At 66.9% G+C, this 12,605-nt stretch carries 11 protein-coding genes; 8 read left to right on the top strand and 3 right to left on the bottom strand.

The annotated features are described in order from the left end of the window. Both QX094_RS19265 and bchF read right to left on the bottom strand, forming a co-directional pair. Window positions 1-1,287 carry a ferredoxin:protochlorophyllide reductase (ATP-dependent) subunit N gene (locus QX094_RS19265; RefSeq protein ID WP_315750181.1) on the bottom strand — a complete coding sequence of 429 codons (1,287 nt, stop codon included), beginning with the start codon at window positions 1,285-1,287 and terminating at the stop codon, window positions 1-3. After that, window positions 1,284-1,883, bottom strand: coding sequence for a 2-vinyl bacteriochlorophyllide hydratase (bchF, locus tag QX094_RS19260; RefSeq protein ID WP_315750180.1), 600 nt, complete (start codon window positions 1,881-1,883; stop codon window positions 1,284-1,286). The genes QX094_RS19265 and bchF overlap by 4 nt, the downstream gene beginning before the upstream one ends. 229 nt (window positions 1,884-2,112) lie before the next feature. Here bchF and QX094_RS19255 point away from each other — a divergent pair, with 229 nt between their 5' ends. The 6 genes from QX094_RS19255 (at window position 2,113) to QX094_RS19230 (ending at window position 8,253) form a co-directional block, all read left to right on the top strand. Further along, entirely contained in the window at window positions 2,113-3,009 is an 897-nt protein-coding gene (locus QX094_RS19255; protein WP_315750179.1) for a B12-binding domain-containing protein, read from the top strand. Between the two features lie 138 nt (window positions 3,010-3,147). After that, window positions 3,148-4,515 carry a transcriptional regulator PpsR gene (ppsR, locus tag QX094_RS19250; protein ID WP_315750178.1) on the top strand — a complete coding sequence of 456 codons (1,368 nt, stop codon included), beginning with the start codon at window positions 3,148-3,150 and terminating at the stop codon, window positions 4,513-4,515. Between the two features lie 14 nt (window positions 4,516-4,529). Beyond that, window positions 4,530-5,432, top strand: coding sequence for a chlorophyll synthase ChlG (gene chlG / locus QX094_RS19245; protein ID WP_315750177.1), 903 nt, complete (start codon window positions 4,530-4,532; stop codon window positions 5,430-5,432). Then, a complete protein-coding gene (locus tag QX094_RS19240) occupies window positions 5,429-6,763 on the top strand; it encodes a BCD family MFS transporter (RefSeq protein WP_315750176.1) in 1,335 nt (444 codons plus the stop codon). Before chlG ends, QX094_RS19240 begins: the two co-directional genes overlap by 4 nt. Window positions 6,764-6,766: 3 nt before the next feature. Next, complete coding sequence (locus QX094_RS19235; protein WP_315750175.1) at window positions 6,767-7,978, top strand: geranylgeranyl diphosphate reductase; 1,212 nt, start codon at window positions 6,767-6,769, stop codon at window positions 7,976-7,978. Between the two features lie 11 nt (window positions 7,979-7,989). Then, window positions 7,990-8,253, top strand: a complete 264-nt coding sequence (locus QX094_RS19230; protein WP_315714313.1) for a hypothetical protein — start codon at window positions 7,990-7,992, stop codon at window positions 8,251-8,253. 18 nt (window positions 8,254-8,271) lie between these two features. On the opposite strand, the gene QX094_RS19225 is transcribed toward QX094_RS19230, so the two are convergent. Further along, window positions 8,272-8,706, bottom strand: coding sequence for a c-type cytochrome (locus tag QX094_RS19225; RefSeq protein ID WP_315714312.1), 435 nt, complete (start codon window positions 8,704-8,706; stop codon window positions 8,272-8,274). Window positions 8,707-9,023: 317 nt separating this feature from the next. Here QX094_RS19225 and ppsR (QX094_RS19220) point away from each other — a divergent pair, with 317 nt between their 5' ends. Next, window positions 9,024-10,394, top strand: a complete 1,371-nt coding sequence (gene ppsR, locus QX094_RS19220; RefSeq protein WP_315714311.1) for a transcriptional regulator PpsR — start codon at window positions 9,024-9,026, stop codon at window positions 10,392-10,394. Next, the gene (locus tag QX094_RS19215; RefSeq protein ID WP_315714310.1) at window positions 10,395-12,569 is read left to right on the top strand and encodes a GAF domain-containing protein; all 2,175 of its coding nucleotides are present in this window, start codon (window positions 10,395-10,397) and stop codon (window positions 12,567-12,569) included. Window positions 12,570-12,605 lie beyond the last annotated feature (36 nt).

The raw sequence follows: 12,605 nt of genomic DNA, 5'->3' as shown, positions 1-12,605 counted from the left end.
TCACACCGCCAGTCTGGTTTGACGCAGCAAGGGCCGCGCGAACAGCTCGGCGAGATCGCCGGCCTGCTCAAACCCCTGAATCGGCGTGAAGATCAGCTCGATCGACCATTTGGTCGTGAGACCCTCGGCCTCCAGCGGATTGGCGAGGCCGAGCCCACAGACGACGAGATCGGGCCGCGCGGCGCGGCAACGGTCGAGCTGGCGCTCGACGTCCTGGCCTTCGCTTAGCTGCGTGCCATCGGGCAGCAGCGCCAGCTCGGAGGCGAGATGATCGCGGTGCAAATAGGGCGTGCCGACCTCGACCAGCTCCATGCCGATCTCGCGCGCCAGGAAACGCGCCAGCGGGATCTCGATCTGGGAGTCCGGAAACAGGAAGACGCGCTTGCCGGCGAGCTGCGCGCGGTAGCGCGCCAGCGCGCGCTCGGCCCGCGCCTTCAGCGGCGCAATGGTCCGCTCGACATGGACGCGGGAGACACCGAAGGCGTCGGCGGCGGCTGCGAGCCACAGCGCGGCGCCTTCGCCGCCGAGCGGAAATGGCGCAGCGATGCGGCGGCAACCGCGCTCCTCGAGCGCACGCGCGGTGTCGCCGAGGAAGGGCTGCGCCAGCAGCACGCGCGTCTCCGGGCCGATCGCGGGCAGCTCCGAGGAGCGGCGCGGCGGCAGGAAGGAGACCTGGTCGATGCCGAGCGCCACAAAGGTCCGCCTGAACTGGTCCTCCACCACGTCGGCGAGCGCGCCGACCACCAGCAGCGATGGCCGCGCAGCCCGATCGGCTGCGGGGAGCACCGGCACCAGCGACGCGAGGCAGGCATCCTCGCCTTGCGTGAACGTCGTTTCGATGCCGCTTCCGGAGTAGTTGAGCACGCGCACATCAGGTGAGAAGCGCTGCGACAGCCGCAGCGCCGCGCGTGACAGGTCGAGCTTGATCACTTCCGACGGGCAGGAGCCGACCAGAAACAGCAGCTTGATCTCGGGCCGACGCGCCAGCAACTGCGCGACGATGCGGTCGAGCTCGTCATTGGCGTCGACGAGGCCGGCGAGATCGCGCTCCTCCATGATGGCGGTGGCGAAGCGCGGCTCGGCGAAGATCATGACGCCGGCGGCCGACTGGATCAGATGCGCGCAGGTGCGCGAGCCGACGACGAGGAAGAACGCGTCCTGGATCTTCCTATGCAGCCAGACGATGCCGGTGAGGCCGCAGAACACCTCGCGCTGTCCGCGCTCGCGCAGCACACCATCCGGTGACGATGCAGCTGAAACGGTGCAGGCTTGCGCGTGAATGGTCATGACGCGCGCTCCACGCTGGTGACGGCGGCCGGCGCCATCGCCTCGCCCTGCAGCCGCGCCGCGCGCAGCTTGAGCAGGAATTGCGCGGCGTTGATCGCGTAGGCGGCGTAGGCGGCGAGCACGAGCAGCATCTGCTGCTGGGCGCTGCCGATATGACCGATGATCGCGGCCAGATAGGCCGTATGCAGCGCGATCACCAGCATCGAGAACACGTCCTCCCAGAAGAAGGCCGGTGCGAACAGATAACGCCCGAACACGACCCGCTCCCAGATCGAGCCGGTGATCATGATGGTGTAGAGCAGCGCTGTCTTCAGAACGACCGAGGCGGTCGCGAGCCAGAGTCCCTCGCCGGTCGCGAGATAGCGCGCCACGAGTCCGAGGCTGATCAGGAAGACGAGAAATTGCAGCGGCGCCAGAATGCCCTGCACCAGGGTCCATGGCGTGGCGTCGCGCCGGCGCTTTTCCTCAGGCGTGTAAAGCGCTTGCCGCTTTGCACGCGGCGCCGGTTCAGGGGTGAAGCAGAGCTGGCTCCAGAGCGACGGATCGGTGGCGGATGTGAACTGGGCGTCACACCGTGTGTAAAGATGATTTGACAACATCGGTGCCCAGTGATGCGATGACGACAACCACAGGGGGATTTGTGGTGCATCGCACTCGGTCTGATCAGCGCTACGTTGTGCAGTTCGCAGGTGGCGCATCGCAAATCCCCGAGTGCGAGCCCGATGGGGAAACGCTAGACCTGGGCAGGAAGAGTGTCAATCAAAATTGACGTCAAATAATATTGACGCAACGAGTGACGTGCGCTCATATGGAGGGGAGGCGCTTATGACCGAGCTCAATGAGACAGCCCGATTTCCGCGAGCCCGCTTTCGGACGAAGCGTGGGCAGCCCGGCTTTCATGCGCCTGCATCGCCGCGCATCATCGCGCCGCTGCGCAACACACGTCACCCTCAACTCAACGACGCGATCGAAGCCGAGATCATTCCGCGGCTCGTGATGGCCCATGCCTCCGCGCTCGAACGCGTCCCGGCAATCATCACGGCCTCGGCGCAGGAGGCGGCCGATTTCGCCGAACTCGTGCTGGATGCGGACGATGTTGGCGCGGTGGCCTGCATCCAGGCGCATCGCGATCACGGCGAGACCCTGGAACGCATCTATCTCGATCTCCTGGTCCCCACCGCGAACCATCTGCGCCATCTGTGGGCCGACGACGAGCGCGACTTCGCCGACGTCACGCTCGCGCTGTGGCGGCTGCAGCAGCTGCTGCGGCATTTCAGCTCGGCCTTCTGCGCCGAGCTCTCGGTCGCGCCCGCGGGGCTGCGCGTGCTGCTGACCACGGCGCCGGGCGACAGGCGCGAGCTGGGCCACATGATGTTCGGTCTCGTGCTGGCCGGCGAGTTCTTCCGTCGCGACGGCTTCGAGACCTGGATCGAGCCGGACACGGCCGATCGCGGCTTCGTCGAGACGCTTCGCTCGCAGTGGTTCAACGTCGTCGAGTTCTTCGCCAACAGCGACAAGAAGCTTGACGATCTTGCCTCGAACATAAGGATGGTCCGGCGCGAGTCCTCCAACCAGGACGTCGGCGTGCTGGTCTGCGGTCCTGCTTTTATTGAACGGCCTGAACTCGTTCTCCTGGTCGGCGGCGACGGTGTCGTCTCCGATCCGAGCAGAGAGGCTTCGCAAGCCCGGCACGTCGTCAGTCTTCTGACCGAACGGCGATAGCTGAGGGTGCAGTGAAGATGAATGCTGGAACGAGACTTGCCGCGCGAAAGCTCCTTGACTGGGAGGACAACGGCGTTGGTGAGGGCGTTCAGAGCTCCGAAAGAGTCGCTTGGCGACCTCAATGCGGATGTTGCGGGCATGCTGGTGGCCGCAGCGTCCGACATTGCGCTCGCGCTCGACGCCGACGGCAACATTCAGGACCTGGCTTTTCAACAAGCCGGCCTGCCGCTTGAACTGAGAAACACAGACGCGTGGATCGGCCGATCCTGGCAAGCAACAGTGTCCGAGGAAAGCCAGACCAAGCCAGAGCTGCTGCTCGCCGAAGCCTCCCAGCGCAAGGTGTCGCGCTGGCGCGAGGTGCGTTATCCGGCCGCGCGCGGGCCGGACATCCCGATCCTGTTCGCGGTGGTGGCGATCAAGGGCGCGGCGCGCTTCATCGCGGTCGGCCGCGACGTGCGCGCCACCGCCGCGCTCCAGCAGAAGCTGATCGAGGCGCAAGCTGCCATCGAGCGCGACTACTCGCGCATGCGCAACGCCGAATCGCGCTACCGGATCCTGTTTCAGATCACGGCCGAGCCGGTGCTGATCGTCGATGCGGTGAGCCATCGCATCGTCGAGGCCAATCCGGCCGCGGCCGCCCTGCTCGACCATGGCGCCGCCAATCTGATCGGCAAGCTGTTTCCCGACGTGCTGCTGCTCGACGACATGGCGATGTCGCAATCCCTGTCGCTGGCGATCCGCTCGCAGGGCAAGATCGAACGCGCCAAGATCCGGCTCGACGGTGGCCGCGACTATCTGCTCGACGGCACCTTCTTCCGGCAGGACAACTCGTCGCTGTTCCTGCTGCGGTTCTCTCCGCAGACGTCGCAGCCTGCGCTCCCCAGGACGTCCGACGTCAACACCCAGCTCGTGCAGTTCGTCGAATCGGCGCCCGACGGCTTCGTCATCACCGACATGGACGGCCGCCTGCTGCACGCCAACGCCACCTTCCTCCAGCTTGCCCAGATCGAGAACATGCACCAGATCATGGGCGAGACGATCGACCGCTGGATCGGCAAGTCGGCGATCGATTTCTCGGTCATGCTGACCAATCTGCGCCAGCATGGCAGCGTGAAGCTGTTCTCCAGCGTCGTCCGCGGCGAGCACGGCTCGCCGGTCGACGTCGAGATCTCCGCCAGCACGGTCGGGGCGCCCGGCCAGGCCCGGCTCGGCTTCACCATCCGCAACGTCGGCCCGCGCATCTCCGGCGACGGCGGCGACCACGGCTATATTCCGCGCTCCCGCGAGCAGCTCGCCGAGCTGATCGGCCGCGTGCCGCTCAAGGAGCTGGTGCGCGAGACCACCGACGTGATCGAGCGGATGTGCATCGAGACCGCGCTCAAGCTGACCGGCGACAACCGCGCCACCGCCGCCGAGATGCTCGGCCTCAGCCGACAGAGCCTCTACGTCAAGCTGCGGCGCTATGGCCTGGCCGAGCCGAGCGAAGAAGACAGCCAGTTGGAATAGGGGGAACAGTTGCAATGACCGAGATCGCGCCCGTCCCCCTCGCTCCCCGGCTTCATCCCTCGGCCGTTCTCGAGCTGTTGAAGCCGATCACCTGGTTTCCACCGATCTGGGCGTTCGGCTGCGGCGTGATCTCGTCCGGCGCGCCACTGGCGCCGCGCTGGCCGGTCGTGATCGCGGGTCTCGTGCTCGCCGGGCCGATGGTTTGCGCCACCAGCCAGGCCGTCAACGATTGGTTCGACCGCCATGTCGATGCGCTCAACGAACCGGACCGGCCGATCCCGTCGGGCCGCATTCCCGGACGCTGGGGTCTCTATATTGCGCTGATCTGGACGGTGCTGTCGCTCGGCGTCGCCACCCTGCTCGGCACCTGGGGCTTTGCTGCTGCGGCGCTTGGCCTCGCGCTGGCCTGGGCCTACAGCGCGCCGCCGATCCGGCTCAAGCAGAACGGCTGGTGGGGCAACAGCGCCGTCGGCCTCTGCTACGAAGGCCTGCCCTGGATCACCGCGGCAGCGATCATGAGCGCGCAGGCGCCGTCCTGGCCCGTGCTCGCGGTCGCCCTGCTGTATAGCGCGGGCGCGCACGGCATCATGACCCTGAACGACTTCAAGTCGATCGGCGGCGACCGCGTCAGCGGCGTCAACTCGCTGCCGGTGCTGCTCGGCGCCGAGCGCGCCGCGCGCCTCGCCTGCATCACGATGGCGCTGGCGCAGGTTGCGGTGTTGACGCTGCTCATTGTCTGGAGCCGCCCGGCCCATGCCATCATCGTGGTTGCGCTGATCGCGGCCCAGCTGGTGCTGATGCGGCGGCTGATGACGAACCCGCGCGAGCTCGCGCCCTGGTACAACGGCACGGGCGTGCTGCTTTACGTGCTGGGCATGCTGGTCACGGCCCTCGCGCTGGCGGGGTTGTCGGCATGAGCAACGCTGCGCCCGCTCCTCTGTCCTGGTTCGGCATCGTCAGACTCGGCCTGGTGCAGACCGCGCTCGGCGCGGTCGTGGTGCTGACCACCTCGACGCTCAACCGCGTCATGGTGATCGAGCTCGCTTTGCCGGCCATGATCCCCGGCCTGCTGGTCGCGATCCATTACGCGATGCAGGTGCTGCGGCCCTGGCTCGGCCACGGCTCCGATGTCGGCGGGCGTCGTTTCGCCTGGATCGTCGGCGGCATGGCGGTGCTCGCGGCTGGCGGCCTGCTGGCCGCAGCCGCCACCGCGCTGATGGCGACCCACCTCGCCCTCGGCCTGGCGCTCGCAGTGATCGCGTTCATCATGATCGGCATTGGGGTCGGCGCCGCCGGCACCTCGCTTCTGGTGCTGCTCGCCAAGCGTACCGCGCCGGGGCGGCGTAGCGCCGCCGCCTCGATCGCCTGGATCATGATGATCACAGGCTTCATCGTCACCACGGCGGTGGCCGGCAAGGCGCTCGATCCGTTCTCCGGCGAGCGGCTGATGACGGTGTCGGGCACGGTGTCGGCCATCGCCATGGTGCTGACGCTGCTCGGCGTCTGGGGCATCGAACAGCCCGACACCTCTGCCGAGACGACCTCCGCCATCGCGGAGCGGTCGGGCTTCATGCAGGACTTCCGCGAGATCTGCCGGGAGCCGCAGGCGCGGCGCTTCGCGATCTTCATCTTCGTCTCGATGCTCGCCTACAGCGCACAGGACCTGATCCTGGAGCCGTTCGCCGGCAGCGTGTTCGGCATGACGCCGGGCCAGACCACGCAGCTCTCATCGGTGCAACACATGGGTGCACTGATCGGCATGATCCTGATGCCGGCGATGGCGAGCCTGCATGCCGATTGGCGGATGCGGCCGCAGCCGTGGATCATCGGCGGCTGCCTCGCCTCGGCGCTGGCGCTGCTCAGCCTGGTTGCGGCCGCGACCGTCGGCCCGGCCTGGCCGCTGCGCGCTTCCGTGTTGCTGCTCGGCATCACCAACGGTGTCTACGCCATCGCCGCGATCGGCGCGATGATGAACATGGTCAGCGAGGGCCGCGACAACCGCGAGGGCACGCGCATGGGCCTGTGGGGCGCCTCGCAGGCAATCTCGTTCGGCATCGGCGGCTTTGTCGGCACCGCGGCGGCCGACGCCGCGCGCCATTTCATGCCGACGACCGCCTCGGCCTACGCGGCGGTGTTCGCCGCCGAAGCCGCCTTGTTCGTCCTCTCCGCCTGGCTCGCGATCTGGATCAAGCGCCCGCGCGAGCCATCACCGACGCTGGCGGCGCAGCCGGCCAATCTGGGAGCATGACCGATGAGCCCCTCCTCCAGCCCGGAATGCTTTGATGTCGTGGTCGTCGGCGGCGGTCCCGCCGGCGCCACCGCCGCCAATGATCTGGCCCGCCAGGGTCATCACGTGCTGCTGCTCGACAAGGCCGGCCGCATCAAGCCGTGCGGTGGCGCCATTCCGCCGCGGCTGATCGCCGAGTTCGAGATTCCCGATTATCTGCTGGTGGCCCGAATCTCGTCCGCCCGCATGGTGTCGCCGAGCAACCGGGACGTCGACATGCCGATCGACGGCGGCTTCGTCGGCATGGTCGATCGCGAGCACTACGACGAATGGCTGCGCGCGCGCGCCGCCGCAAACGGCGCGATCCGCCGCACCGGGACCTTCAGCCATATCGCGCGCGACGACGACGGCAAGTCGGTGGTGCACTATGTCAGGCGCATGGACGACGGCAGCGTGCGCGAGGACCGTGTGCGGGCCCGCGCCGTGATCGGCGCCGACGGGGCGGTCTCGGCCGTGGCGCGCCAGTGCATCCCCGAAGCCAGCGAGATGCGCTACGTGTTCGCGTATCACGAGATCATCCGCTCGCCGGACCGCAGCCATCCGGTGTTCGATGCCGCGCGGTGCGATGTCGTCTATCGCGGCCGGCTGTCGCCGGACTTCTACAGCTGGGTGTTTCCGCACGGGCCGACCACCAGCATCGGCACCGGCAGCGCGCATAAGGGCTTTTCGCTGCGGGGCTCAGTCGCCGAATTCCGCAAGGCCGCCGCGCTCGACGATCTCGAAACCGTCCGCCGCGAAGGCGCGCCGATCCCGCTGAAGCCGCTGTCGCGGTGGGACAATGGCCGCGACGTCGTGCTGGCCGGCGATGCGTCCGGCGTGGTGGCCCCGGCCTCCGGTGAGGGCATCTACTACGCAATGGCCGGCGGCCGCGCGGCTGCCGTCGCCGTTGCCTTGTTCCTCAAGACCGGCGATGCAGCCGCCCTGGCCACCGCCCGCAAATCCTTCATGCGCAAGCATGGCGCCGTGTTCTTCATCCTCGGCATGATGCAGCGCTACTGGTACACGAACGACGCCCGCCGCGAGCGCTTCGTCGCGATCTGCCGTGACAAGGACGTCCAGCAGCTGACCTGGGACGCCTACATGAACAAGGAACTGGTGAAGGCGAAACCGCTGTCGCATGTGCGGATCTTCTTCAAGAACATCGCGCACCTCACCGGACTCGCGAGGGCCGCCTAGCGGCTCGCGCAATGGGTGAGCTGTTTCGCAGCCCGCATCTGGTCGACCTGATCCTCGCGGTGGTCGCCGTGGAGTTCGCCGCCGTGGCGTGGATCTGGCAGCGGCACCGCCGCGGCATCAGCCCGCTTGGACTGCTGCCCAACCTGCTCGCCGGCGTGTTCCTGCTGCTGGCGCTGCGCTGCGCGCTGATCGGGGCGCCTTGGTTCTGGCTCGCAGGCTGTCTGGCGGCCTCGGGTCTCGCCAACGCCGCCGATCTGCGGCAGCGCTGGCGATGAGGGGGCGGCCGATACCGATCACTTCTTCTCGGAGAACGTCTTCAGATACGCGATGACGTCCTTGCGCTGCTGCTCGTTGGCGAGCTTGAACACCATCTTGGTCGATCCAGTGGCCTGATCCGCTTTGCCCTTGTCGGTGAGGAACTTCTTCAGGAAGGCGTTGGGATCTGGGAGGTATGCGAAGATGTTGTCCTCGGTCCAGACCAGCCCGGCCTCGCCGGCATGCTTGTTCAGCTCAGAATAGGCGAAGCCCGGATAGGTCCCGGTAGGCCGGCCGACCACGCCGGTGAGCACGGGACCGACCGCGTTCTTCGCCTCCGGTCCGATCCGATGGCAGGTCATGCACTGCTTGAAGACCTGTTCGCCCTTCGCAGCGTCGCCGCCGTCCAGCGCCAATGCGGCGCCTCCCGACGTTGCAACCACGACTGCCGCAACCAAACCCGCCTTGAGCATGTGCATCCTCCCAATTTGTCGTTCCGTTAGCCCATGTGACCTCATCGTTACATTTATCAGTGTCATGATATCTTGTCATTCTCACCCGAGTGATTAAGTCGCAGCTCGAACATGCAATAAGCGCAGGGATACCAACGAAAGCTGGATGCTCTGAAATAAGCCTTGACAGCGAGCGCCCTGCATGGGCTAACGACATTCTCAAGACTCTCAATACGTTAGCGGGATGGGGCGCAACACCTTCAAAATGCGCGCCAAATGAACTGGCCGCGATCCCCCGAGCGTCTCAAGAGGGTGCCAAGATAACGGGTGCCAAGACCATGGCCGAGTTTCACGGTCCACGACCCGACGTGACATTGCTGCTGGACATGGACGGCGTGATCCGTGAGGCGACGCTGTCGCCGAACATGTCAGCCGAGAATGTCGACATCTGGCTCGGCCGTCCCTGGTCCGAGATCGTCGATGATGCGAGCGAGAAGATCGAGCGCATCATGCAGGACACCAGGCGGACCGGCATTTCCGCGTTCCGACAGATCACGCAGCGATTCCCGAGCGGTCTCGAGCTGCCGATGGAATTCACCACCGTGCTACTCGGTGGCCGGGCCGGCATGCTGGCGATCGGCAAGAATCTGCAGGCGGTCGCGGAGCTCCAGGCCCGGCTGATCTCGGCCCAGCAGACCATCGAGCGCGACTACTGGAAGCTGCGCGAGATCGAGACGCGCTACCGCCTGGTCATCGAGGATTCCAACGAGGCTGTGCTGCTGACGAAGGTGTCAGATCTGCGCATCGTCGAAGCGAATCGGACGGCGGCAGCCGCGCTCGGCGTTTCAAGCCGGCGCCGGGACAATCTGGTGGGCCGCGAGTTCCTGCAGGAGATCCCGCAAAAGGATCGCGAGCCGGTGGAGCTGATGCTGAGGCGCGTCCGCGACCAGGGCAAGGCGCCGGGCATCGTGATTCACCTCGGCCAGGACACCGCCCCCTGGATGCTCCGGGGATCGCTGATGAGCAGCGACACCGCCCCGATGTTCCTGCTGCAGATGGCGCCGATCGGCAAGGCCGCGCAGCCCGGTCCGCTGCCCGACGATCCCGAGGCGCTGATCGACAATCTTCCCGATGCCGTCATCAGCATCGATGGCACCGGTGCCGTCAAGCGCGCCAATCGGGCCTTCCTGGAGCTGGTCGAGGTCGGATCGAAAGAGGCGCTGATCGGCGAGAAGCTCAGCCGGTGGCTGACGCGCCCCGGCGCCGACCTTTCGGTGCTGATCTCCAACGTCGAGCGCCATGGAGCCGTCCGACTGCTGTCGACCACGATCCAGGGCGAGCTCGGAACCGAGACCGAGGTCGAGATCTCGGCCGCCGCCCATGGCCTCGACGGCCAGCGCCGGATCGGCCTGGTGTTGCGCAACATCGCCAGGCGGTTGTCGCCCACGGCGGAGCATGACAATCTGCGGGTCGCCCTCGCGGGCATCAACGAATCGGTCGGCAAAACACCATTGCGCGACCTGGTGAGGAGCACGGTCGAAGTCGTCGAGCAGCATTACGTCCGCGCTGCGCTCGAGCTCGCCAACGGGAACCGGACGTCGGCTGCCGAAATTCTCGGCCTCAGCCGCCAGAGTCTTTACGCCAAGCTCGATCGGTATAATCTGAGCCAGCTCGAAGAAAGCGACGAGGAAACCGAAAAGGGGAGATAGTTGCCCGTTCCGCTGACAACGCCGGCCTTCGGCCACGCTACTCTTGCGGATTGCGAGCGTGAACAGATTCATCTCGCAGGCTCGATCCAGCCGCACGGCATTCTCCTGGCGGTCAAGGAGCCCGACAACATCGTCATCCAGGCCAGCACCAATGCGGCCGCCTTCCTCAACACTGGCTCCGTGGTCGGACGTCCGTTACGCGATCTTGGCGGCGATCTCGCGCTGCAGATCCTGCCGCATCTCAACAGCCCGCTCCATCTGGCTCCGATGACCCTGCGATGCACCGCCGGGGCGCCGCCGCGCCGGGTCGACTGCACGCTTCACCGGCCCTCGAATGGCGGGCTGATCGTCGAGCTGGAGCCGGCGACGAAGACGACCAACATCGCGCCTGCGCTCGACGGCGCCTTCCACCGCATCACCTCAGCCTCATCGCTGCTCGGCCTGTGCGACGAGACGGCGACCATCTTCAGGGAGATCGCCGGCTACGACCGCGTCATGGTCTATCGCTTCGACGAAGATGGCCATGGCGAGGTGTTGTCGGAGCGGCGGCGGCCGGATCTGGAGGCCTTTCTCGGCAACCGCTATCCGGCGTCCGACATTCCGCAGATCGCGCGCCGGCTCTACGAGCGCAACCGGGTGCGCCTCCTGGTCGACGTCAACTACAGGCCTGTGCCGCTGCAGCCGCGCATCTCGCCGCTCAACGGCCGCGATCTCGACATGTCCCTGAGCTGCCTGCGCAGCATGTCGCCGATCCACCAGAAATATCTGCAGAACATGGGTGTCGGCGCGACACTGGTGTGCTCGCTGATGGTCAGCGGAAGGCTGTGGGGACTGATCGCCTGCCATCACTATGAGCCGCGCTTCGTGCCGTTCGACATTCGCGCGGCAGGCGAGGCGCTGGCCGAGACCTGCGCGATCCGGATCGCGGCGCTGGAGAGCTTTGCCCAAAGCCAGTCCGAGCTGGTCGTGCGCCGGCTGGAGCAGCGGCTGGTCGAAGCGGTGTCGCGCGACGGCGAATGGCAGGCCGCGCTGTTCGACGGCTCGCAGTCGCTGCTGCAGCCGCTCGGTGCCAGCGGCGCGGCGCTGCTGTTCGAGGGCCAAGTCACGACCGCCGGCGACGTCCCGTCGACGCAGCGCATCCGCGACCTCGCCGCCTGGCTCGATCGCCGGCGCAACACTCCGGGAGCAGCCCCCGAGGGCTTGACGGCGACCAGCTCGCTGACGCTCGATGAGCCGTCCTTTGCCGACATCCGCTCGATCGCCAGCGGCTTGATCGCCGCTCCGCTGTCGGCGAGCGAGGGCGAGTATCTGTTGTGGTTCCGGCCGGAGCAGGTCCGGACGGTGACCTGGGGCGGCGATCCGCTCAAGGCCGTCATCATCGGCGACGATCCGTCGGATCTGTCGCCGCGGCGCTCGTTTGCGAAATGGCATCAGCTGGTCGAAGGCAAGTCCGAGCCGTGGTCGAGCGCCGAGCTCGCCTCCGCCCGCGCGGTGAGCGAAACGGTCGCCGACGTGGCGCTGCAGCTGCGTTCGGTCCGCATGGTGATCGCGCAGGACCAGCTCGCCACGATCAGCGCTCAGGTGCTGCGCTCGGAGCAGCCGGTCATCATCGCCGATGTCGAGGGCCGCATCCTGCTGATGAACGAAGCGTTCGAGCAGCAGCTGCGCGCCCCGCATCCGCACATCCCGCATCTGCGCGATCTCGGCAGCTACTGCACGGCGCCGGCGGAATTCCGCGCCAATCTCGACGACCTCATGCGCAACAAGCGGAGCTGGCGCGGCGAGCTGACACTGACGGGCGGCGCCTCGCCGCAACGGCCGTTGATGGTGCGCGCCGACCCGGTGATCGCACCGTATGATCGCGTGCTCGGCTTCGTGCTGATCTTCTCGGACTTGACCGAGCGCAAGACCGCCGAGGCGGCCCGCGCGCGCTTCCAGGAAGAGATCGACGGCGCCCGCCGGCCGACGCTGCGGCTCGATCAGAGCGCAAGCCTGATCTACAAGGAGCTCGCTGCCTCCACCGTGGAGAACGCGCAGCTCGCGGCGCTCGAGGTGACGCACGGAGCACAGGCCGGCAGCATGCCGGAGATGCTGGAGAGCATCCGCAATTCGACCACGCGGACACTGGAGATCCTCGAGCACCTGGTGTGGTACCGCTCGCAGAGCGAAGAGTGACGGCGGGCCGCAGCTCTCGTCCGGGCGACCTCGACT

It is taken from the genome of Bradyrhizobium sp. SZCCHNS1050 (assembly GCF_032484785.1).
Taxonomy (GTDB): domain Bacteria; phylum Pseudomonadota; class Alphaproteobacteria; order Rhizobiales; family Xanthobacteraceae; genus Bradyrhizobium.
The sequence above is the reverse complement of the archived record's forward strand: the minus strand, read 5'-3'. Positions and strand labels throughout refer to the sequence as shown.

Excerpts from the sequence above, each read along its gene's own strand:
- QX094_RS19265 (WP_315750181.1), bottom strand. The coding sequence starts at position 1,287 with ATGACCATTCACGCGCAAGCCTGCACCGTTTCAGCTGCATCGTCACCG.
- QX094_RS19255 (WP_315750179.1), top strand. The coding sequence starts at position 2,113 with ATGACCGAGCTCAATGAGACAGCCCGATTTCCGCGAGCCCGCTTTCGG.
- ppsR (WP_315750178.1), top strand. The coding sequence starts at position 3,148 with ATGCTGGTGGCCGCAGCGTCCGACATTGCGCTCGCGCTCGACGCCGAC.
- chlG (WP_315750177.1), top strand. The coding sequence starts at position 4,530 with ATGACCGAGATCGCGCCCGTCCCCCTCGCTCCCCGGCTTCATCCCTCG.
- QX094_RS19240 (WP_315750176.1), top strand. The coding sequence starts at position 5,429 with ATGAGCAACGCTGCGCCCGCTCCTCTGTCCTGGTTCGGCATCGTCAGA.
- QX094_RS19235 (WP_315750175.1), top strand. The coding sequence starts at position 6,767 with ATGAGCCCCTCCTCCAGCCCGGAATGCTTTGATGTCGTGGTCGTCGGC.
- QX094_RS19230 (WP_315714313.1), top strand. The coding sequence starts at position 7,990 with ATGGGTGAGCTGTTTCGCAGCCCGCATCTGGTCGACCTGATCCTCGCG.
- QX094_RS19225 (WP_315714312.1), bottom strand. The coding sequence starts at position 8,706 with ATGCTCAAGGCGGGTTTGGTTGCGGCAGTCGTGGTTGCAACGTCGGGA.
- ppsR (WP_315714311.1), top strand. The coding sequence starts at position 9,024 with ATGGCCGAGTTTCACGGTCCACGACCCGACGTGACATTGCTGCTGGAC.